This is a genomic window from Streptomyces sp. NPDC047042, assembly GCF_040644035.1.
Classification (GTDB): domain Bacteria; phylum Actinomycetota; class Actinomycetes; order Streptomycetales; family Streptomycetaceae; genus Streptomyces.
On record NZ_JBEYVP010000045.1, the window covers coordinates 1 to 22,090 of the forward strand.

Consider the following 22,090-nt stretch of genomic DNA (forward strand, 5'->3'; position numbering starts at 1 on the left):
CGGCAGCGACAACCTCGCCCACATCGGGCCGGTGTGGTGGCAGACGGGCGCGGCGACGCTGGCCTGGACGACGGTGGTGCGTACGCACCCACCCCGCCGCCTTTTTCATGAGCTACGCCAGGCCGCCGCTGATCGCGTTCACCAGCTCCCCGTTGCTCGTGTCGCCGCTGAACTCCCAGAAGAACGCGCCGCCCAGGGACTGGTTCTTCGCCCAGGACATCTTCCCGGCGATCGTCGCGGGAGTGTCGTACGACCACCAGTTGTTGCCGCAGTAGGCGTACGCGGTGCCGGCGATCGTGCCGGTGGCCGGGCAGGACGACTTCAGGATCTTGTAGTCCTCGATGCCGGCCTCGTATGTGCCCGGTGCCGCGCCGGACGCCGCTCCGCCGGGGGCGGACTGGGTGACGCCGGTCCAGCCGCGGCCGTAGAAGCCGATGCCCAGCAGGAGCTTCGACGCCGGGACGCCCTTCGCCTTCAGCTTGGCGATGGCGTCGGCGGAGTTGAAGCCGGCGGCCGGGATACCGGCGTACGAGGTGAGCGGCGAGTGCGGGGCGGTCGGGCCGTCCGCGTCGAAGGCGCCGAAGTAGTCGTACGTCATCACGTTGTACCAGTCGGCGTACGCGGAGGCGCCGCCGTAGTCGGCCGCGTCGATCTTGCCGCCGGAGGAGCCGTCGGCGGTGATGGCCGCGGTGACCAGGTAGTTCGCCCCGAAGGTCGTACGCAGCGCCGACATCAGGTTCTTGAAGGCCGCCGCGCCCGACGCGTCACAGGTCAGGCCGCAGGCGTTCGGGTACTCCCAGTCGATGTCGATACCGTCGAAGACGTCCGCCCAGCGCGGGTCCTCGACGACCGACTTGCAGGAGGCGGCGAAGGCGGCCGGGTTGGCGGCGGCCTGGGTGAAGCCGCCCGAGTAGGTCCAGCCGCCGAAGGAGTACAGCACCTTGATGTTCGGATACTTGGCCTTCAGCTGGCGGAGCTGGTTGAAGTTGCCGCGCAGCGGCTGGTCCCAGGTGTCGGCCACGCCGGACACGGACTGGTCGGCGGTGTAGGCCTTGTCGTAGGCGGCGTAGGTGTCGTCGACGACGCACTTGCCGTCCTTGACGTTGCCGAACGCGTAGTTGATGTGGGTGATCTTCGACGCCGAGCCCGAGGTGACAAGGTTCTTCACGTGGTAGTTGCGGCCGTAGACGCCCCACTCGGTGAAGTAGCCGAGCTTGACCTTGTTCCCGGTGGGCGGGTTGGTCCCCCCGGTGGTGTGCACGGCGACCGCGCCGCTTGCCGGTCCGGTCTGGTCGGCGGTGTCCCGGGCCACGACGGTGTACGAGTAGTCCGTGCCGGCGGTCAGACCCGAGTCCGTGTACGAGGTGGCCGTGACCGTCGCGACCTTGGCGCCGTCGCGCAGGACGTCGTAGTTCTTGATGCCCTTGTCGTCAGTGGCGGCGCCCCAACTCAGCTTGACCGAGGTGTTGGTGATGCCGGACGCGGTCGGAGTGCCGGGCGCGGAGGGGGCGTTGTCGCCGGGCAGCGTTCCGCCGCTGCAACTGCCGCCGTTCAGCTTGCAGTTGGCGGGGGAGCCGGGGCCGGCGCCGTTGAAGCCGAAGGAGACGGCGGCGCCGGGGGCGAGGGTGCCGTTCCAGGACTTGTTCTTGGCGGTCCAGTGGGTGCCGCTGGAGGTGACGTCGGCGTCCCAGGCCGAGGTGACGGACGTACCGGAGGGGAAGTCCCACTCGACCGTCCATGAACTGATCGACGTGGTGCCGGTGTTGGTGACCGTCCACTTGCCCTCGAAGCCGGTGCCCCAGTCCTGGGTCTTCGCGTAGGTCGCGGTGGCCGAGGCGGCCGCTTCGGCCGGGCCCGCGAGGCCCACCAGGGCGGCGAGGGGGAGCAGCAGGGTCGTCAGGCCTGCCGTACATCTTTGTGCGAAGCGCATGCCGCGCCTCCTTGGAGGTGTGAGGGGGGCGCGACTGAGCCTTCGCACCCACAGTGCCGCGAGAATAGGAAGGTCTGGACCACGGGTCAATAGGTCTGGACCACTTCGCGTGCATACTCGCCTGATCCCGCTAAACCCCCAACTCCTGTGCCAGTACGGCCGCTTGGACGCGACTGCGCAGCTCCAGCTTGCCCAGCAACCGGCTGACGTGCGTCTTCACCGTCGCCTCGGCCATGTCGAGACGGACCGCGATGTCCGCGTTGGACAGCCCCTCGCCGAGGCACGACAGCACCTCGCGTTCCCGCCGGGTGAGCGCGTCCAGGACAGCGGGATCGGCCCCGGGTTCCCGTACCGGCCCGGACGCGAACTCGGCGATCAGGCGCCGGGTGACCGCCGGGGCGATCAGACCCTCGCCGCGCGCCACCGTCCGTACCGCCTCGATCAGTTCGCGCGCCTCCGTGTTCTTCAGGAGGAACCCGGAGGCTCCCGCGCGCAGCGCCCCGAAGACGTACTCGTCGAGGTCGAACGTGGTCAGGACGAGCACGTCGGCCAGCTGCTCCGCGACCACCTGCCGGGTCGCCGACACCCCGTCCAGGCGCGGCATCTGAATGTCCATCAGCACCAGATCCGGCCGCAGTTCACGGGCCAGGGCCACCGCCTGCTCACCGTCCGACGCCTCCCCGACCACCTCGATCCCGGGCGCGCTGCCCAGAATGAGGACCAGCCCGGCCCGGACGGCCGACTGGTCCTCGGCGACGAGAACCCGGACGGTCCCTGCCGGTTGCGTCATGCGTCTTCTCCTTCGGTGAGGGGCAGCGTGGCGCGCACGGTCCAGTGGGCGTCGACCGGTCCCGCCGAGAAGGTGCCGCCCAGCAGCGCGACCCGCTCCCGCATCCCGACCAGTCCGGCGCCGGACCCGGGTGCGCGCGGGCTGCCGTGATCGTCGTAGGGGCTGCGCACGGCGACGCTCAGCGAGCCGTCGAGCCGGGCGAGCGTCACCGTGACCCGGCCGGGGGAGGCGTGCTTGAGGGCGTTGGTCAGGGACTCCTGGACGATGCGGTACGCGGCCAGCTCGACCGGCGCGGGCAGGGCAGCCCGGACGGCGTCGGCGTCCGCACGGGAGCCGGTGTCCGTGTCGAGGGTGACGTCGAGGCCGTTGACGCGGGCACCGTCTACCAGCGCGCCGAGGCCGTCCAGGGTCGGGGCCGCCGCCGGTTCCAGGTCGCCGCCGCTGTCGCGCAGGATGCCGATCAGACGGCGCATCTCGGCCAGTCCCGCCACGCTGTTCTCGCGGATGACACCGAGGGCCCGCTGCGAGGTGCCCGGGTCGTCGATGGAGAGCGCGGCCGTGGAGTGGATCGCGATCGCGGAGAGGTGGTTGGCGACCATGTCGTGCAACTCCCGTGCCATCCGCGCCCGTTCCGAGGTCACCGCCTGGGTGCGGTCCAACTCGGCGAGCAGCGCGGTCTGTTCGGCACGCAGCCGGGCGGAGTCGGCGGCGTCACGGTGGTTGCGCACGATCAGACCGGTGGCGGCCGGGGTGAACGCCACGATCCCGACGACCACACCGACGAGCAGCGCCTGGGGGACCCGCCAGACGGCGAGCGGCACGATCGCGGCGGCCACCGAGAGCAGCCCGGTGATCCAGGGAACGCGGCGGGCGGTGGCGGGCGGACCGTACAGCACAGCCGCGTACACGAGGTCTGTGAACATCACGACGGTGGCCAGGTTGCCCTGCGTGACGACGTCCACGGTCAGCGCCGCCGTACCGATCAGCAGCCCCGTACGCGGACGGACCCGCCGGAGCAGTTCGCAGCAGGCGGTCACCACCAGCGGCAGCAGGATCGGCCAGCGCCCGTCCAGCAGCACGAGCGCGTCACCGGCCGTACGGGTGCCGAGACCGACGCCCCAGACCAGCAGTCCGCCGATCAGCCCCGCGAGCGCGATGCGCACGTCGTCGCGGTGCGGGCGGGGGAGTCGCGGGGCCATGACTCCATCCAACACGGCCGGGGCGACGCCCGCCTGATCCCGGAGAAGGGTCCCCAACTGCATCTTTCGATGTACCGGGACTTCCTCACCGCCGACGACGCGTCCGGCGCGCCCCGCCGGAAGCCTGGAAGGAGAACGGATTACCCGGACTCAGCTGTGAGGAGCGAGTCGTGATCGTCGCGTTGATCATCGCCTGCGAGGTCGGCTTCTGGGTGCTGCTGGCGCTCGGACTGACAGTCCGCTATCTGCTGAAGTGGCGCCGCACGAGCGTGGTGCTGCTGCTGTGCGAGCCCGTGCTGGAACTCGTGCTGTTCGTCGCCACCGCGATCGACCTGAGGAACGGCGCCGAACCGAGCTGGGAGCACGGCCTGGCCGCGCTCTACATCGGCTTCACCGTGGGATACGGCCACTACACGATCCGCTGGCTCGACGGCCATGCCGCCCACCGTCTGGCCGGCGCCCCGCCCCCGCCGAAGCCGCCGCGCCACGGCATGGCCCGCGCCCGCCACGAGGGCCGCCTCTGGCTGCGCACGGTCGTCATGGTGGCGGTCGCGTGCGCGCTGCTCCAGGCGGCCATCTGGTACGTGGGCGACGGGGACACATCGTCCCTGCGGTCCTTCCAGTGGACGGCGCTCAGGGTGGCCGGCATCCACGGCCTGATCGCACTGACGTACGCGATCTGGCCGAAGAAGGCACCGGCCGGGTACGAGGAGAGGTCAGCGCTCCCCGCCCGGGACCCAGAGCACGTCCCCGACCTCCTTGTTGGCCGTACGCGCAAGGATGAAGAGCAGGTCTGACAGCCGGTTGAGGTAGGTCGCCGTGAGCGGGTTCATCACCTCGGCGTGGACCTCCAGCGCCGCCCACGTAGAGCGCTCGGCCCGGCGTACGACCGTGCACGCCTGGTGCAGCAGGGCCGCGCCGGGGGTGCCGCCGGGCAGGATGAACGAGCGCAGCTTCTCCAGGTCTTCGAGGAACCGGTCGCAGTCCGCCTCCAACTTGTCGATGTACGACTGCTCGACCCGCAGCGGCGGGAACTCCGGGTTCTCGACCACCGGTGTCGCCAGGTCCGCGCCCACGTCGAACAAGTCGTTCTGCACCCGCGTCAGCACCTTGACGACCGCCGTCTCCAGGCCGCCCAGCGCGACGGCGGTCCCGATCACCGCGTTCGCCTCGTTGGCGTCGGCGTACGCCGAGATCCTGAGATCCGTCTTGGCGACCCTGCTCATGTCACCGAGGGCGGTGGTGCCCTGGTCGCCGGTCCTGGTGTAGATACGCGTCAGATTGACCATGGGGTCACAGTAGTGACGACCCGGGACCGTCGCTCAACTAGGCCGTACGAGGAGTCGAATGAGCCATGGCGGTGTGATGTCCGTCATTTGAGACGTGACGCGCATTACTTACCGGTCACACAGCACCCTGACGACCGCTAGGGTCCGCCGAAGAGGCCCAGTACACGAGGCATACGTAAACAGCGCGTCAGGGGAGTCGCACAGTGGCACGGAAGCTTGCCGTCATCGGAGCCGGCCTGATGGGTTCCGGCATCGCCCAGGTGTCCGCACAGGCGGGCTGGGACGTCGTACTGCGCGATGTCACCGACGAAGCGCTCACTCGTGGCACCGACGGCATCAAGTCCTCGTACGACAGGTTCGTGGGCAAGGGCAAACTGGCCGCGGCCGACGCCGAGGCCGCCCTCGCCCGCATCACCGCGACGACCGATCTCGACGCGGTCGGTGACGCGGACGTCGTCGTCGAGGCAGTCTTCGAGAAGCTGGAGGTCAAGCACGAGATCTTCCGCGCGCTCGACAAGATCGCGCGCGAGGACGCCGTGCTCGCCTCCAACACCTCCGCCATCCCGATCACCAAGATCGCCGCGGTGACCGACCGCCCGGACCGGGTCGTCGGTGTGCACTTCTTCTCGCCGGTGCCGATGATGCAGCTCTGCGAGCTGGTCCGCGGCTACAAGACGAGCGACGAAACCCTCGCCGCCGCACGGGAGTTCGCCGAGTCCGTCGGCAAGACCTGCATCGTCGTCAACCGGGACGTCGCCGGCTTCGTGACGACCCGGCTGATCTCGGCGCTCGTCGTCGAGGCGGCCAAGCTGTACGAGTCCGGTGTCGCCACCGCGGAGGACATCGACCTCGCCTGCAAGCTCGGCTTCGGGCACGCGATGGGCCCGCTGGCCACCGCCGACCTCACCGGGGTCGACATCCTGCTGCACGCGACCAGCAACATCTACACCGAGTCCCAGGACGAGAAGTTCGCTCCTCCGGAGCTGATGCGCCGGATGGTTGACGCCGGTGACATCGGCCGTAAGAGCGGGCAGGGCTTCTACAAGCACTGATACGCGCAGAGCAGTACCGCACGTAGTCAACAGGCACGGAAACCGCACGAACCCCTGGGGTATCACCCCGTGGGGTGAATTGAGTATCGGTTCGCTCACAGACGGCAACCTGACAGCCTCTCAGGCAGTCAGAGGATGCATCACCTACCGACGCGGAGCACGACACGCACTCACGGGAGCGCATATGTACATCAGGGGCGACCACGCCGAGCTGGTCGTCGGGGGCCGCCTCGACGTCCGCAGCGCGGCGGACGCCCGTACGGTCCTGCACACGGCCGTCGACACAGGCGTCGGCGACCTCGTGCTGGATCTGTCCGAGCTGGAGTCATGGGACGCCACCGGCCTCGGGGTGATCATGGGGGCCCACCGGCGATGCGGGCGCTGCGGCAGACGGCTTGTGCTGCGGGACGTCCCGCCGCAGATGCAACGCCTGCTGGTGGCCACCAAATTGCACCGGATTCTGGCGATCGAGGGCGGTATCGGGGTGGAATCACTGCCCAGAGTGTGAACCTGAGTCCGAAAGCGCGCTTCACGCACAATCCTCACGAGACTGTGACGTCTCGGACGGCGCGGTACCCCGGCCTGTCATAGATACTGTGCGAAGGTTTAGGGTTCGGTCGCCCGCTGCCATGACATCCCACAAGCGGGCCCGGACCAGAAGCGACAGCGCAGTGTGCAGCAAGGCCGGGAGGGCCCTGGGTCCCGTCGACCCGCACTTGACGCTTTTGGGGGGCTTGAACCTTATGGACCCGAACAACCAGGGCTCCGAGGAGTACGGCCACGACGCCGACGGCAACACGCCGCGTCAGCGCCCGCCTCGGGACGCCCTCACATCCGACTTCGGCCAGCACACGCCCGCGCTCGCCCGCACGGCGCAGCTCGTCTCGGGCGACTACCTGCTCACCGTCAACCCGGTCGACGGCAGCGAGATAGAGGTCTGCCCGCCCGGCGAACGGCCCGGCCGGCCCGTCAAGCTCACGGCGGCCGAACGCGCCGAGATCACCCGCGCCGCCAGGCCACCCGTACCGCCCGGGCCCGCGCGGCCCGAACTGCCGCTCGTCGAACGCGATGGCGAACGCGAACGGCTGGTGCGGCTGCTGGCCCGCGGCCGTTCCGTACGCCTCACCGGCCCGCCCGGATCCGGCCGCACCACACTCCTCGACGCCGTCGCCGCGGACTGCGCGGATCTCGCGCCCGACGGCGTGGTCCGCCTCACCGGCTTCCACCGCAACCAGACCGACCTCCTCTACGACCTCTTCTACGCCGTCTACAGCGCACCTCTGTACCGGCCGGAACCGGACGAACTGCACGCGCTCGTCCGCGAGGTCGGCGCGGTCGTCGTCCTGGACGACGTGGAGTTCGGCGGCGCCGCGCTCGACGAACTCCTCGACGCGACACCCGAGTGCGCCTTCCTGATCGGCGCCACCCCCGACGTACCCGCCCCGTCCGCCGACTCGATGATCGAGGAACTCTTCCTCGACGGCCTCGACCGGGCCGGCGGCCTGGAGCTTCTCGAGCGCGCGGTCGGCCGCGTCCTGACCGAGGACGAGGCCAACTGGGCCGGCGACCTCTGGTTCGAGTCCGAGGGCCTGCCCCTGCGGTTCGTGCAGGCCGGCGCCCTGCTCAGGCAGCGCGACAAACTGCGCGCCCGCGCCGACGCCTTCGACGACTTCGGCGTCTTCGAGGACATCCCGGACGACGCCCCGATCGACACGCCCATCGAGGCCGGCGTCGAGGACGACGTACCGCTGCCCTCGCTCGCCGAGGGTGCCGCGCCCGCGCCACTGCTCGCGTCCCGGCTCAGCGCGTCCGCCCGGGACACCCTGCGGTTCGCCGTCGCGCTCGGCGGTGAGGTGCCCCACCAGGCCCATCTGCCCGCACTGGTCGGCGACACCCACGCGGACGCCGCCCTCGGCGAGCTGCTCGGCTGCGCACTGGTCTCCCCGATCGGCTCCCACTACCGGCTCGCGGCCGGGGTCCAGACCCAGCTGGAGGCCGCCGGGTACGGCGACGGCGCCCTCGACCGGGCGTCCACCGCCGCTCAGCACTACGCCTGGTGGGCCGGACACCCGTCCGTGACCCCCGAGCGGGTCTGCGCCGAGGCCGACGCCCTGCTCGCCGCCCTCGCCGTCCTGGTCCCCGAGACGATTCCGCCGGAGGAGGACGAGGAGACCACGGCCGTACGGCTGGCCCGCACAGCGGCGCCCGCCTTCGCGTCCGGCCTGTACTGGAGCGCCTGGGAACAGGTCCTGCTCTTCGGCGCCGAGGCCGCCCAGCTGTCCGGCGAGGTCTCGGAACAGGCCTATTTCCACCACGAGTTGGGCATCCTCGCCCTCTGCGGCGAACAGCTCGACCTGGCCCGTACGGAGCTGGAGGCCGCCCTCGCCCTGCGCAATGCCGTCGCCGACAAGCGCGGCACGGTCGCGGGCCGGCGCGCCCTCACCCTGGTCGCCGACCGGGCGGGCGACACCCCCGGTCTCGGCTCCGGCCCGGTCTCCACGGCGGGCGAGGAGGTGCCGGACGCACGGTACGAGGAGTCCGCGTCGCCGGCCGGCGGGGTCCCGGCGGTCTTCGGCGCGGCGGGTTACTCGCCGCTGCAGGCGTCGCCCGCCGGTTCCGCTTCGGCTTCCGGTTCCGGCTCCGGGGCCGGTGACTTCGCGCCGACCGTGATCACGTCCCGGAGCGGGGGCGGCGGGGCGCACAAGGTCTCAGGCATCCAGCGGCTCGTGGGCGGCGCCCGGCGCAACCTCGTGGCGGTGGGCGCGGGCGCCCTGCTCGCGGCCGTACTCGGCACGGTGGTGACCCTGGGGGCGACCTCGAACCCGGGGGACGTGCCGTCCGACCAGGTCGGCGTAAACCCGTCCGCCAGTCCGGGCAACGACGACGACAGCCTGGGCGCCGACAAGGCGGACAACGGGGGCACCGGCGGCAGCGACAGCAACGGCGACACGGGCACGGCCACGAGCCGCCCGACCGACCCGGGCCCCGACGGCACCATGGGCACCTCGGACGACCCGACCCCGCCTCCGGCGTCGGGCGGCGAGACGCCTACGGACGAGCCCACGGGGACGCGGACGCCGGGTGGCGGCAGCAGCACGGGGACGGGCGGGAGCAGCGGCAGTTCGTCGCCCAAGCCCACGCCGACTCCGACTCCGTCAGGGACACCCACCTCGGGGACAACGCCCCCCGAGACGCCAGGCACTCCTACGAGCCCCGCGCCCGGCTCGCCGTCGCCGGGCCCGTCTCAGCCGACCGACTCGCCGACGGCGCCGACCACTCCGGACACCACCGTCACGGCCAGCGGCCCGGCCTCCAGCCCGGTCGAGACGGCGAGCGAACCGGCGAGCGCTCCGGCCGCCGACACCAGTGCACCCGCGACGACGACAACCAGTGACCCGCCGGTGATCTGACAGCACGACGAAGGGGCGGGCCCGTGACAACGGACCCGCCCCCTTCTCGTGCGAACCGGCGTCAGAACAGCCGGAGTTTGTCGTCCTCGATGCCGCGCAGCGCGTCGTAGTCGAGGACCGCGCAGCCGATGCCCCGGTCCGTGGCGAGGACGCGGGCCTGGGGCTTGATCTCCTGGGCGGCGAAGATGCCGCGCACCGGAGCGAGGTGCGGGTCGCGGTTCAACAGTTCCAGATAGCGCGTGAGTTGTTCCACGCCGTCGATCTCGCCCCGCCGCTTGATCTCCACCGCGACCGTCGCGCCGTCGGCGTCCCGGCACAGGATGTCGACGGGGCCGATGGCCGTCATGTACTCGCGGCGGATGAGGGTGTAGCCGTCGCCGAGGGTCTCGATGCGGTCGGCGAGGAGTTCCTGGAGGTGCGCTTCCACGCCGTCCTTGATCAGGCCCGGATCGACGCCCAGTTCGTGCGAGGAGTCGTGAAGAATCTCCTCCATCGTGATGATGAGCTTCTCGCCCGCCTTGTTGATGACGGTCCAGATTCCCTCGTCGTCCCCGGCCCCCTCTTTCAACGTGCAGGGCGGAGACATCCAGTTGAGAGGCTTGTAGGCGCGGTCGTCCGCGTGGATCGAGACGCTGCCGTCAGCCTTGACCAGGATGAGACGGGGGGCCGACGGGAGATGAGCGGTGAGCCGGCCCGCGTAGTCCACGGAACAGCGCGCAATGACGAGACGCATGGTCGGCAACGCTACTCGACGCGCGGTGGTCCACGCGATTCGCCCACCTCACAGTGGTGACATGTACTTGGTGGGCCGAAGGAACATGCCAGTGGCAACTGTTCGTTGTTGGCTGATTGTGTGCCTACGAGCACGCTTCTGACTGGTCCTGTATCCGCGTTTTCCTGGTGCCGTCACGGTCCGTTGCTTACGGTAGTAACCGGGAGGTCGCGATGCGTGTACGGAGCGTGCTCGGTGTCGTGGGCTCCCTTTCCCTGTCAGGCAACCCCTGTCATCCGGGGGTGCGAGAGGAGAACTCATGTCGCTCGACGTCTCACCGGCCCTACTCGAACAGGCCGAGCGAGGCGAGGTCGACGAAGCTGAATTCGTCGACTGCGTCCGGACCTCCCTGCCCTACGCATGGGAGATGATCAGCTCCCTGGTGGCCCAGCTGAAGGTGGACGGCGGAGACTTCGCCGACAACCAGACGCCGCCGCCGGACGAGCAGGCACGTGGCCAGTTGCTGCGTGCGCTGGCGAGTGACGCGATACGCGGCGCGCTGCAGCGGCACTTCGGTGTGCGGCTGGCCTTCCAGAACTGCCACCGGGTGGCGGTGTTCCCGCTGGACTCCTCTGTGGACGTCAAGCTGGCCCGCTTCACCTCGGTACGCAGTCAGTTGCTGAACCAGTCACCGGAATTCAGGGACTGCTGACGCGAGGGGCAACGGCTTGCCGCTCCGTACGCGGGAGGTGTTTCTGTACGGGGCGGCAAGCTCCCTGTGGCAGGCCGGTGTTCAGTGGTTCAGCGCAGCTGCGTGAGCACCTCGGTGCCCAGCCGCCGTACGTTCTCCTCCGTGGCCGCCAGGTCGCCGGAGCCCTCGACGAGCAGGGCGAAGCGCGAGATGCCCGTCCGTTCCGAGGTCGCCGCGAGACGGTCGGCGCACAGCCGGGGTGTGCCCACCGGGTGCAGTCCGCAGAGGAGTTCGGTGTAGGCCACCGGGTCCCGCATCGACCGCTGCCGGCCGTCCACCGTGACATGCGCCTCCAGTCCCTGTCGCAGCCAGCCCGGCATCGCCTTCGTCAGCGTCTCCACCGCGTCCGTACGCCGGTCCGCGATCTGGCAGACGCCGGCCGACACATGGGCGGCGCCCCGGATCTCGTCCCCGGAGCGGCCCGCCGCGCGCGCGAACTGCCGCCACAGGGCGACCATCTCGGCCTTCTCCTCGTCCCCGACGTGCATCCCGAGGAGCATCGGCAGCCCGCGCTCGGCGGCCAGCCGTACGCTCGAGGGGGAGGTGCATGCGACGACGACCTCCGGTCCCGAGGTGTCCGTCAGTGACTCCGACGGGCTGGGTACGACGGGCACTTCACGGAACCGGAACCGCTCGCCGTCGGCCGACACGGAGGGTTCGCGCAGCCAGCGCAGCAGCAGATCGAGTGATTCCGGGAACGCCTTCTCGTACGCCTCCAGGCCCGTCCCGAACACCTCCAGGTCGACCCACGGCCCGCCGCGCCCCACGCCCAGCGTGAACCGCCCGCCGGACGTCAGATGCAGCAGCGCGGCCTGTTCGCCGAGCGCCACGGGGTGGGTGGTGGGCAGCACGCTCACCGCCGTACCGACCCGGATGCGCCGGGTGCGGCCCAGCAGCAGCGCGGCCAGGGTCGTCGCGGACGGGCAGGCGCCGTACGGGACGAAGTGGTGCTCCGCCAGCCAGACCGTGTCGAGACCCGCCTCGTCGGCGACCTCGGCGGACCGGACCGCCCGGTGCAGCGCCTCCCCCTGGCCCTGGCCCGGGAACTGGGCCGCCAGCACAAAACTTCCTACGCGCATCGCTCTTTCCTGCTTCCTAGGCCCCGACAAGGAGCTCCCCCGCACGGCATAACCGCTCGACACGTGCCGAAGTCACGGCTTGGCGGAGAGATTGGCGGATTGTCTGCAGAATCAATCGGGCAGCCGGGTGGGGGGCTTCGTTTGCGAGAAGGGTGGGGGTGCGTGCGGAGGTGGTGATTTACCTCTACCCCGGATGCCGCCGCGTAGGCTGGAGTGGCCCCATGCTCCCTGAACCGCTCCGTGAGGTGTTCTGTGTCCCCGCGTCGTAACCGCCCCCAAGACTCCGGCGGCTCGTCCGGCCGGAGCGCCGACGGGGACGACTCCGGCCGTTACGGCGGCTTCCAGTCCTCGGAGAGCTGGCAGGGCGAGAACTGGAACGTCCGGCATGTCGCGGGGGCCAGTGCCCAGGGCAAGACGTACCGCTGCCCGGGCTGCGACCAGCTGATCCCCTCAGGCGTCCCGCACGTCGTCGCGTGGGCCGAGCACGCGGGTGTGGACGACCGCCGGCACTGGCACAAGGCCTGCTGGAACGCGAAGGACCGCCGCACCACGCGGGTGCAGCGGTCCCGTAACTCGCCGAAATTCTGACCGAATCACACGTCCCGGCGGTCGAGCAGGACGAAGGCGCCGGCGATCGCCGCGGCCGTCAGCCCGGCGAGTAGACCGAGCTGTGCGCCGCCGCCGCTGCCGTCGGCCTCGTCGATCCCGAAGATCTTGGCGAGGGAGTTGGGGGCGTTGTACTCCAGCATCTTCTCGCCGATCGTCTGCATGCTCTCGGACAGCAGCAGGAACGCGGGCAGGATCGCCGGTACGAGGACGAGCCCCAGCATCGCGGTGATCGCGCCCGCCGAGTGACGCAGCATCGAGCCGACCGCGAGGGCGAGCACACCGAGCAGCGAGACGTACAGCGCGCCCATGACGACCGTGCCGCCCCACGCCTTGCCCGCGACGCCGGTGTGCATCGACTCGGTCACCAGTCCGACGAAACCGATCGCGAACGCGGACACGACGAACGCGACCGCGAAGAAGATGATCAGCTTGGCGGCGAGCACCCGGTGGCGCTGCGGCGAGGCGGTGAACGTCGTACGGATCATGCCCGTGCCGTACTCCGACGAGATGACCAGCACGCCCAGCGTGATCAGGCAGATCTGCCCGAGGACCAGCCCGAAGAACGCGGGGATGGTGTAGGGCACGTCCCCGAAGTCCTCGCCGGTCGTCTGCGCGGCGACCAGCAGGCCGATGCCGATGACGAGGACCAGGAAGACCCCGAGCGTCCAGATCGTGGAGCGCACCGACTTGATCTTCGTCCACTCGGAGGCGAGGGCATGACCGAGGTGCGTGCGCGTGATCGGGATGGGCGAGGTGTAGGGAGCGTACGAAGTGCCGGGCGCCGCCTGCCAGTTGGGCGCGGTCTGCGGCGCCGGCTGCTGAGTCGGGGACTGGTGGGGCGTGCTCATCGGGCGTCCTCGGGCTTGGTCAGGGCGGGGGCTGCGGCGGCGGCGGAATCGGCGGGCGCCTGCTGAGGGGCGGCCACGGGCTGCGCGTACGGGTTCGGGGCGCCGCCGACGGGAGCGCCGGGGCCGCCAGGTACGCCGTACGGCCCGGCAGGCCCGCCGGCCTGCCCGGGCGCCGCGAACGGCGGTTGGCCGCCCTGCTGGGGCGGCGGAGGGGCGTACCAGCCCGGCTGGCCCTGTCCCGGCACCGGCATCTGCACGGGCGGCTGCGCGCCCGGCGGCAGCGGCTGCTGGAGACCGGCCTTCTGGTCGACGGTCGAGCGGTAGTCGACGGCGCCCTGCGTCATCCGCATGTACGCCTCCTCCAGCGACGCCTGGTGCGGCGACAGCTCCCACAGGCGTACGTCGGACGCGTGCGCGAGGTCGCTGATCCGGGGCAGCGCCAGCCCGGTGACCCTGAGCGCGCCGTCCGGTTCGGGCAGCACCTGGCCGCCCGCCTCGGTCAGCGCGGCGGTCAGCTTCTCGCGCTGCTGCGGCTCGGTCTCCGGTGTGCGCACGCGCGCGAAGTCGGCCGAGTTGGTGGAGATGAAGTCCTTCACGCTCATGTCGGACAGCAGCTGTCCGCGCCCGATCACGATCAGGTGGTCGGCGGTCAGCGCCATCTCGCTCATCAGGTGGGAGGAGACGAACACCGTCCGCCCCTCCGCCGCGAGCGCCTTCATCAGGTTGCGCACCCAGAGGATGCCCTCGGGGTCGAGGCCGTTGACCGGCTCGTCGAAGAGCAGCACCTGGGGGTCGCCGAGCAGCGCGGCGGCGATGCCGAGCCGCTGTCCCATACCGAGCGAGAACCCCTTGGAGCGCTTGCGCGCCACGTCCTGGAGTCCGACGACGCCCAGCACCTCGTCCACCCGCCGTGCCGGGATGCCCGACAGCTGGGCCAGGCACAGCAGGTGGCTGCGGGCGGACCGGCCGCCGTGCACGGCCTTGGCGTCGAGCAGCGCGCCCACCTGGCGGGGGGCGTTGGGCAGCTTGCGGTAGGGGAAGCCGCCGATCGTCACCCGGCCCGAGGTGGGCTGGTCCAGGCCGAGAATCATCCTCATCGTCGTCGACTTGCCCGACCCGTTGGGGCCCAGGAAGCCGGTGACGGCCCCCGGCCGCACCTGGAAGGAAAGGTCGTACACGGCCGTCTTGTCGCCATAGCGCTTCGTCAGGCCGACTGCCTCGATCATGCTCCGCACCCACCGAAAAATTCAGACAGCAGGGCACACGCCCCCGTAAGGGTTAGGAGCTTATCCGGACGCTGACGGTTCCCTTCAAAGAGCGGTAAAAATGTCGGGGCCATGACCGTGTGCCGCGGCTCAGGCATCCCGCTTCTTGAGCAGCACATACCCGCCGAGCAGGGCCACCGCGACCCACGCCACCATGATCGCGAGCCCGCCCCAGGGACCGTACGGGGTGTCGTTGTCGACCGGGGTGACCACCTGCATGATCTTGCTGCCGGCCTGGTCGGGCAGATAGCGGGCGATCTTCTTCGTCGCCGAGACGGCGCCCAGGATGTTCGAGATCAGGAAGAAGAACGGCATCAGGATGCCGAGCGACAGCATCGGACTGCGCAGCATCGCGGCCACGCCCATGGAGAACAGCGCGATGAGCGTCATGTAGAGCGCCCCGCCGAGCACCGCGCGCAGGACGCCCGGATCACCGATGGACGTCGAGTGACCGCCCAGCATCGCCTGCCCCAGGAAGAACGCCGTGAAGCTGGTGATCACCCCGACCACGAAGGCCAGCCCGGCGGCCACCGTGAGCTTGCCGGCGAGGAACGCGCCGCGCTGCGGTACGGCGGCCAGCGAGGTGCGGATCATGCCGGTGCTGTACTCGTTCGACACGACGAGCACCCCGAACACGATCATCGCGAGCTGACCGAGACTCATCCCCGCGAAGCTCGTGTACGTCGGGTCGAAGGAGAGCCGGTCCTTCTCGCTCAGGTCGCTCCACTGGTTCTTGAACAGCAGCGAGATCAGCGCGCCGAGCGCGATCGTCACCACGGCCGCGAGACCGAGCGTCCACACCGTGGACGCCACCGACCGGATCTTGGTCCACTCGGACCGGATGACCTGCGCGGCCGTCATGACCGGCCCTCCTTCCAGCCCTCGCCCCACCCCGCCGCCGTGGCGGACCCGGACGGGATCGGGGTGTCGCTGTGCGCGTGGTACTCGACCGACTCGGCGGTCAACTGCATGAACGCCTCCTCCAGGGAGGCCTGCTGGGGGCTCAGCTCGTGCAGCACCAGATTGTGCTGCGCGGCCAGTTCACCGATCAGCTCGGCCTTCCCGCCGTCCACTTCGAGCGTCTCGCCACCGGCCTCCACGACGGTGATCCCGGCCGCGTGCAGGACGTCGAGCAGGCGTTCGCGCTGGGGGGAGCGGATACGGACGTACGAACGCGAGTTCTGCTCGATGAAGTCCGCCATGGACGTGTCGGCGAGCAGCCGGCCCTGCCCGATGACCACGAGGTGGTCGGCGGTCAGCGCCATCTCGCTCATGAGGTGCGAGGAGACGAAGACCGTCCGGCCCTGGCCGGCCAGCGATTTCATCAGGTTGCGGATCCAGTGGATGCCCTCGGGGTCGAGGCCGTTGACCGGCTCGTCGAACATCAGGATCCGGGGATCGCCGAGCAGCGCGCCCGCGATCCCGAGCCGCTGGCCCATGCCGAGCGAGAACCCCTTCGCCTTCTTCCGGGCGACCGCGGTGAGCCCGACGGTGTCGAGGACCTCGTGCACGCGCGCGCGTGGGATGCCGTTGCTCTGGGCGAGACAGAGGAGGTGGTTGAAGGCGCTGCGGCCGCCGTGCATGGCCTTGGCGTCGAGCAGGGCGCCGATGTACTTGAGGGGGTCCTTGAGCCGGTCGTAGTGCTGACCGTCGATCCGGACGTCACCGGCGGTGGGGCGGTCTAGGCCGAGCATCATGCGCATCGTGGTGGACTTGCCGGCGCCGTTGGGGCCGAGGAAGCCGGTGACGATGCCGGGTCTGACGGTGAACGTCAGATGGTTGACCGCGACTTTGTCGCCGAAGCGTTTGGTCAGCCCCTCTAGCTCGATCATGCGGCCACGCTAGTTCGGGGGGGTTGGCGCTGCCAGTTGGCTTTGCCGGGCGGGGGGTCAAGGGTGCGGCAACTTTTGGTGAACGCGGGTTCGTTTTTCGGGTGGTGGTCGTTGGCGGGGCTGGTGCTGCGCCGTCGTGGCTTGTCGCGCAGTTCCCCGCGCCCCTGAGCGGAGATGCCCGCACCCCCTGTTGGGAGGTGCGGGCATCCGTCGTGCTGTTTAGCGGGACTGCTGGGCCGGAACCCCGCGGCTGATCGGCTCGTCGTCCGTGACGGGGGCGCCGGCGGCGGCGACCGCGGCTCCTGTCAGGGTGGCGAGCATCTCGCGGACGTTCGTCAGCTGGGCGTTGATCGAGTCGCGGCGGTTGGTGAGAGCCGCCAGCTCGCGCTCCGATTCCGAACGGATCCGGTCGGCCTTGGCGTTCGCGTCGGCCACGATGTCCTCGGCCTGGCGCTGGGCCGTCTCGACGGTCTGACGGGCGCGGCGCTCGGCGTCCGTACGCAGCTTCTCGGCCTCCAGGCGGAGCTGCTCCGCGCGGTGCTCGATCTCCGCGAGGCGCTTCTCGGCCTTGGCCTGACGGGACGCGAGGTCGCGCTCCGACTGCTCGCGGCGCTTGGCGAGGTTCGTCTCGAAGTCCGCGGCGGCCTGGGCGGCCTTGGCGCGGGTCTCCTCGAAGAGGGCGTCCGCCTCCTCACGCTTGGACTGCGCGTCCTTCTGCGCCTCCTGGCGCAGCTGGGAGGCGTCGCTCTTGGCCTTCTCGACGATCCGGACGCCCTCGTCCTCCGCCTTGGACTTGCGGTCCGCCGCGAACGATTCCGCGTCGTTGCGCACCTGCTGGGCCGCCGACTCGGCGAGCTCACGGTGCTGCTCGGCCGCGCGACGGGCCTCCTCGCGCAGGTCCTTCGCCTCCTCCTCGGCAAGACGGAGGATCTTCTCGACGCGCGCGCCGAGACCCGCGTACGACGGCTCTGCGTCGCTGACCTGGGCCTGGGCGTTCTGCGTCTCGAGGTGGAGCTCCTCGATGCGCTTTTCCAGAGCAGTGATACGAGCCAGAGCGCTGTCACGGTCGGAGACGAGCTTCGAGATGCGTTCGTCCACCTGAGCGCGGTCGTACCCACGCCGCACAAGCTCGAAGCCGTAGGGGGAAGTGTCGCTCATGGGGTTCCTGTCGAATGAGACCGGTGAGGTGATAGGGGAATCCTAGGGGGCCAAGCGGCGTGTCATCGAGCAGTCACCCGATTGATATGGAGAATGAGACCCCTTTTGAGTGGCTAACCGGCGGGCCGCTTGCCAAAAAGTTGGTCAAAGACCCCAGAAAGCCCCACAGGGTGCACACAGCGCGCCCTCCGCGTCAGCCCCCAACGCACCCTTCGCGCTAGCTCTCTGACGACTTGCCACCCGAACGAGGCACGCCGACGGCTGCGCCCGCCTTGACGCCGCCGTCCTTGCCGGCCGACGGGGCCTCAAAGGACTCCAACGCCTCCAGGACGTCCTGGACACGGGAGATCTCCGCCTGGATGTCCTCACGACGCCGGACGAGGATCTCCAGCTCCCGCTTGCCCTCCTCGACCGTGGCCTTCGCCTCGCGGATCGCCTCGGCCCGCAGCTCCTCGGCCTCGCGGATGAGGGAGGTCTTCTTCTGCTCGGCCTCCTTCAGTAGCCCCTCGGCCTTCTTGACGGCGGCGATACGGACCTTGCCCGCCTCGGAGTTGGCCTCCGAGACCAGGTCCTTGGCCTTCGCCTCCGCCTTGGCGAGCTGCTCCTCGGCGGCCGTGATCAGCGCGTCGCAGCGGTCACCGGTCGACCTCATGGTCTCGGCGGCCTCACGGCGGGCCCGCTCGTGCAGGCTTTCGATCTCGGCCGTGATGCGGTCGCGCAGCTCCTCCGCGCGCTCCCTTATGGCGGTGGCGTCCCGGCGCGCGCCGACGAGCAGCTCGTCCGCGTCCGTACGGGCCTTCTCCACCGTCGCGTTGCCCCGGGCCGTCGCCTGCGCCAGCAACCGGTCGGCCTCGGTGCGGGCCGCGCCCACCATCGAGTCGGCCTGCGCCTCCGCCTCCGCGGTCGTCTTCTGCGCGGCCTGCTGCGACTCCGACAGCAGCTTGTCCGCCTCGGCCGCCGTCTCCGTGATGAGCGTGTCGACCTGCTCGGCCGCCTCGGAGCGCCGCTTGTTGGCCTCCTTGCGGGCCTCGTCCAGCGTCGTGTCGGCCTCGTCGCGCGCGGTCGACATGAGCCGGTCGGCCTCCGCCGCCGCCTCGGCCTTGAACCGCTCCGCCTCGGCACGGACCCGCTCCGCGTGCTGCTGCGCCGAACCGACCGTCTCGGCGGCCTCGGCCCGCAGCCGCTCCGCCTCCCCGGTCGCCTCGGAGATCAGCTGGTCCGCCTTGGCCGTGGACTCGGCGCGAACGCGTTCCGCCTCGGCGTTGGTCTCCTCGGTGAGCCGCTCCGCCTCCGCCGTCACCTCGGTGATCAGCGTGTCGGCCTGCGTCGCCGCGTCCGAACGGATCCGGTTCGCGTCCTCACGCGCCTCCGCACGGCTGCGCGCCGCGTCCTGCTCGGCGTTCGCGATGGTGTCCGACGCCTCGGTACGCACCCGCTGGGCGTGCGCGGAGGCGTCCTGGCGCAGCCGCTCCGCCTCGGCGATCGCCTCGCCCACCGTGCGCTCGGCGAGCGCCTTGGCGTGCTCCGACGCCTCCGCCGCCTCACGCCGGACCCGGCTCGCGTCCTCCGAGGCCCGCTCCCGCTCCGAGTAGGCGTCCGCACGGACCCGGTCCGACTCCTCCTGCGCCTCGCGCCGCATCCGGTCGGCGACGTGCTCGGCGGCGGAGCGCAGCCCCTGGATCTCCTCCTGGGCCTGCTCGTGCAGCCCGGACACCGACTCCCGCACCTGCTGGGCGTGCTGCTCGGCCGCCGACACCATCTCGTTGGCGCGCCGGTCCGCCTCCTCGACCAGCCGTACGGCCTCGGCCTGGGCGTCCTCCACGCGCCTGCGCGCCGACGCCAGCAGCTCCTCGCTCTGCTCGCGGGCCCGCTCGCGCTCCTGGTCGGCCTCCTGGCGGGCGGAACCGAGGGTCTCCTCGGCCTCGCGCCGGCGCCGGGTGGCTTCCTCCTGAGCTGCGGCCAGCGTCTCCGACGCCTCCGCGGCCAGCCGCTCGGCAGCGGCCTGCGCCTCCGCCCGTACCCGGTCGGCGGTGTCCTGGGCCTCCGTCTTCAGCCGCTCGGCCTCCGCCGCCGCCTCGGACCGCAGACGTACGGCGATGGCCTCACCCTCGGCCCGCGACGCGGACGCGTCCGCCGCCGCCTCGTCGCGCAGCCGCTGGATCTCCGCGTCGGCCTGCGCCTGCAGACTCCGGATGCGCTCGGCGGCCTCGGAACGCAGCCGCTCCGACTCCTCGGAACCCTCGCGGCGGATCCGGTCGGCCTCCGCGCGGGCGTCGGTGAGCGCCTGCTCGGCGGCCGTGAGCCGGTCCTCGGCCTCGGACTGCAGCCGGGTCAGTTCGGCGGCGGCCTCCTCGCGGCGCGCCTCTATGGCCCGCTCGGTCTCCTCACGCAGCTCACGCGCGCCCTGCTCGGCGTCCGCCGTGATGCCCTCGGCCTGCTCGACCGCCTCCGCGCGGGCCCGCTCGGCCTCCTTGCGGGTGCGCTCCAGCGTCTCCTCGGCCTGCCGGCGCAGCGCCGTCGCCCGCTCGATGGCCTCCGTACGGACCTTCTCGCTGTCCGTCTGGGCGGTCTGGCGCAGCTCGTCCGCGTCCGCCTTCGCCTTCGCCAGCAGCTCCTCGGCGGTCCTGGCCGCCTCCTCGATCTGCTGGACGGCCTCACGGCGCGCCTCCGCGCGGATGCGCTCGCCCTCGGCGACCGCGTCGGCACGCAACTGCTCGGCCTCGCCGCGCAGCCGCCGGGCCTCCTCCTGGAGCTCGACCGTCTTGGCCCGGTACTCCTTGGTGTCGTCCTTCGCCGTGCCCTTGAGCTGCTCGGCGATGTCGTGCGCCTCGGCACGCAGCCGGTCCGCCTCCGCCTCGGCCTCGGCGCGGATGCGCTCGGCCTCCTCGGTGGCCGCCCTGGTGGTCGACTTGGCGTCCTCGGACGCCTTGTTCAGGACCTCCTCGGCGGTGCGGGCCGCCTTGGAGAGCTGGGAGGCGGTCTCCTCGGCGGTGAGACTGCGAGCGGTCTCCTCGGCCTCCGCGACGATCTTCTCGGCCTTGGCCTTGGCATCGGCGACGACCTCCTCGGCCGCCGCCTTGGTGGCCTCCGCCTCCTGGCTGGCCTCGGTGACCAGCCGGGCGACCTGCTCCTTCGCCGTACGCGTGCGCTGCTCGTTGGCCGACTCGGCGCTCGAGGTCGCCTTGGCGGCGGTCTCCTTCGCCTCGGCGACGACCTTCTCCGCCTCGGCGCGCGCCTCGCGCAGGGCGGCCTCGGCCTCCTGCATCCGCTGCTCGGCGGCGCGGCTCAGCTCGGTGGCCTGACGGCGGGCGCTGTCCGACTCGGTCGCCGTGGAACTGCGCAGCTGCTCGGCGTGGTCGGCGGCCTCGCGGGCCTCGGAGGTCGCGCTGTTCAGGAGGCGCTCGGCCTCCGCGCGGGCCCGGCGCAGCAGCTGGTCGGCCTCCGCGCGGGCGGACTCGCCCTCGCTCTGCAGCCGCTGCCTGGCCTCGTTCGCGACCCGCTCGGCCTCGGCGCGCGCGGCGGCCAGCGCCTGCTCGGCCTCGGCCCGCGACTCGTCGACGAGCCGCCGCGCCTGGGACTCGCTGCGGGCCCGCAGCTGCTCGGCCCACGCCACGTTCTCGTTGACGTGCGACTCGACGGTCTGCCGGCGCTCGGCCAGCTCCTGGTCGAGCTGCTGGCGCCTGGTCACCGCCTCCTGGTGCAGCTCGGCCTGCAGCCGGGCCGCCTGCTCGGCGTGCTCCTGCAGGATGCGCTGCGTCTGCGCGCGCGCCTGCGACATCTCCCGCTCGGCGTCCTGGCGGAGCTGGTCCGCCTGGATCTGCGCGTTGCGCAGCAACTGCTCGGCCTGATAGCCGAGGTCACCGCCGTCATAGGCGGGCCGGGACATGAGGGTGCGGCGCGCCTCGTGAAGCTTGGCGCGCAGCACCTCGACCTGGTAGCCGAGGTCCTCGGCGTGCTGAATCGCCTTTTCCCGCTCGGTCTTCAGCCGCTCCATCTCGGCCTCGAACCGAGAGAGGTGGTCGACGTCAGCCGCCGGCTCTCGCTCCTGGCGTTCGTAGCCCCGCACTGCGCGGTCCCATCCGTCCCTGGTCGCAACCTTCTCCGAACGAGCCACGTCCGTCCGCCGAACGGGGCCCCCGGGGAATGGTGTCAGATCAACGCCGAGG

General features: G+C 71.0%; 18 protein-coding genes. 6 read left to right on the plus strand and 12 right to left on the minus strand.

The features are described 5' to 3' along the window. Positions 1-112: 112 nt before the first annotated feature. From ABZ855_RS39140 to ABZ855_RS39150, 3 genes are all read right to left on the minus strand, one after another. On the minus strand, positions 113-1,930 hold the full coding sequence (locus ABZ855_RS39140; protein WP_360815582.1) for a glycoside hydrolase family 18 chitinase: 1,818 nt from the start codon (positions 1,928-1,930) through the stop codon (positions 113-115). Positions 1,931-2,060: 130 nt separating this feature from the next. Next, positions 2,061-2,720 (minus strand): response regulator transcription factor, encoded by a 660-nt coding sequence (locus ABZ855_RS39145; RefSeq protein WP_360815585.1) that lies wholly within the window; start codon positions 2,718-2,720, stop codon positions 2,061-2,063. Continuing rightward, positions 2,717-3,919 carry a histidine kinase gene (locus ABZ855_RS39150; RefSeq protein WP_360815588.1) on the minus strand — a complete coding sequence of 401 codons (1,203 nt, stop codon included), beginning with the start codon at positions 3,917-3,919 and terminating at the stop codon, positions 2,717-2,719. Before ABZ855_RS39150 ends, ABZ855_RS39145 begins: the two co-directional genes overlap by 4 nt. Before the next feature lie 170 nt (positions 3,920-4,089). Here ABZ855_RS39150 and ABZ855_RS39155 point away from each other — a divergent pair, with 170 nt between their 5' ends. After that, positions 4,090-4,716: a hypothetical protein gene (locus tag ABZ855_RS39155; protein ID WP_360815591.1), complete on the plus strand. Its 627-nt coding sequence runs from the start codon at positions 4,090-4,092 to the stop codon at positions 4,714-4,716. Here ABZ855_RS39155 and ABZ855_RS39160 read toward each other — a convergent pair. After that, on the minus strand, positions 4,636-5,208 hold the full coding sequence (locus tag ABZ855_RS39160) for a cob(I)yrinic acid a,c-diamide adenosyltransferase (RefSeq protein ID WP_360815594.1): 573 nt from the start codon (positions 5,206-5,208) through the stop codon (positions 4,636-4,638). The genes ABZ855_RS39155 and ABZ855_RS39160 overlap by 81 nt on opposite strands. A gap of 203 nt (positions 5,209-5,411) precedes the next feature. Here ABZ855_RS39160 and ABZ855_RS39165 point away from each other — a divergent pair, with 203 nt between their 5' ends. The 3 genes from ABZ855_RS39165 (at position 5,412) to ABZ855_RS39175 (ending at position 9,670) form a co-directional block, all read left to right on the plus strand. Then, positions 5,412-6,260, plus strand: a complete 849-nt coding sequence (locus ABZ855_RS39165; RefSeq protein ID WP_319211746.1) for a 3-hydroxyacyl-CoA dehydrogenase family protein — start codon at positions 5,412-5,414, stop codon at positions 6,258-6,260. Positions 6,261-6,444: 184 nt separating this feature from the next. Then, positions 6,445-6,768, plus strand: coding sequence for an STAS domain-containing protein (locus ABZ855_RS39170; protein WP_319211747.1), 324 nt, complete (start codon positions 6,445-6,447; stop codon positions 6,766-6,768). A gap of 235 nt (positions 6,769-7,003) precedes the next feature. Continuing rightward, positions 7,004-9,670, plus strand: a complete 2,667-nt coding sequence (locus ABZ855_RS39175) for an ATP-binding protein (protein WP_360815599.1) — start codon at positions 7,004-7,006, stop codon at positions 9,668-9,670. A 61-nt stretch (positions 9,671-9,731) separates the two neighbouring features. Here the strand turns inward: ABZ855_RS39175 and nucS are convergent, their stop codons facing one another. Next, on the minus strand, positions 9,732-10,403 hold the full coding sequence (gene nucS, locus ABZ855_RS39180) for an endonuclease NucS (protein ID WP_360815602.1): 672 nt from the start codon (positions 10,401-10,403) through the stop codon (positions 9,732-9,734). Positions 10,404-10,701: 298 nt separating this feature from the next. Between nucS and ABZ855_RS39185 the strand changes: the two genes are divergently transcribed. Next, complete coding sequence (locus ABZ855_RS39185; RefSeq protein WP_006381684.1) at positions 10,702-11,094, plus strand: SCO5389 family protein; 393 nt, start codon at positions 10,702-10,704, stop codon at positions 11,092-11,094. An 89-nt stretch (positions 11,095-11,183) separates the two neighbouring features. Here the strand turns inward: ABZ855_RS39185 and ABZ855_RS39190 are convergent, their stop codons facing one another. Next, positions 11,184-12,212, minus strand: a complete 1,029-nt coding sequence (locus ABZ855_RS39190; protein WP_360815604.1) for an LLM class flavin-dependent oxidoreductase — start codon at positions 12,210-12,212, stop codon at positions 11,184-11,186. 252 nt (positions 12,213-12,464) lie between these two features. On the opposite strand from ABZ855_RS39190, the gene ABZ855_RS39195 reads away from it, so the two are divergent. Beyond that, entirely contained in the window at positions 12,465-12,800 is a 336-nt protein-coding gene (locus ABZ855_RS39195) for an ATP/GTP-binding protein (protein ID WP_360815607.1), read from the plus strand. A 5-nt stretch (positions 12,801-12,805) separates the two neighbouring features. Here the strand turns inward: ABZ855_RS39195 and ABZ855_RS39200 are convergent, their stop codons facing one another. The 6 genes from ABZ855_RS39200 to scy form a co-directional block, all read right to left on the minus strand. Continuing rightward, positions 12,806-13,669 carry an ABC transporter permease subunit gene (locus ABZ855_RS39200; RefSeq protein ID WP_360815610.1) on the minus strand — a complete coding sequence of 288 codons (864 nt, stop codon included), beginning with the start codon at positions 13,667-13,669 and terminating at the stop codon, positions 12,806-12,808. After that, positions 13,666-14,895, minus strand: a complete 1,230-nt coding sequence (locus ABZ855_RS39205; protein WP_360815613.1) for an ABC transporter ATP-binding protein — start codon at positions 14,893-14,895, stop codon at positions 13,666-13,668. The genes ABZ855_RS39200 and ABZ855_RS39205 overlap by 4 nt, the downstream gene beginning before the upstream one ends. A 129-nt stretch (positions 14,896-15,024) precedes the next feature. After that, positions 15,025-15,795, minus strand: coding sequence for an ABC transporter permease (locus tag ABZ855_RS39210; RefSeq protein WP_360815616.1), 771 nt, complete (start codon positions 15,793-15,795; stop codon positions 15,025-15,027). Then, complete coding sequence (locus ABZ855_RS39215) at positions 15,792-16,766, minus strand: ABC transporter ATP-binding protein (RefSeq protein ID WP_360815619.1); 975 nt, start codon at positions 16,764-16,766, stop codon at positions 15,792-15,794. Before ABZ855_RS39215 ends, ABZ855_RS39210 begins: the two co-directional genes overlap by 4 nt. 219 nt (positions 16,767-16,985) lie before the next feature. Then, entirely contained in the window at positions 16,986-17,924 is a 939-nt protein-coding gene (locus tag ABZ855_RS39220) for a cellulose-binding protein (RefSeq protein ID WP_360815622.1), read from the minus strand. A 217-nt stretch (positions 17,925-18,141) separates the two neighbouring features. Further along, complete coding sequence (scy, locus tag ABZ855_RS39225) at positions 18,142-21,990, minus strand: polarized growth protein Scy (protein WP_360815625.1); 3,849 nt, start codon at positions 21,988-21,990, stop codon at positions 18,142-18,144. Between the last annotated feature and the right edge of the window lie 100 nt (positions 21,991-22,090).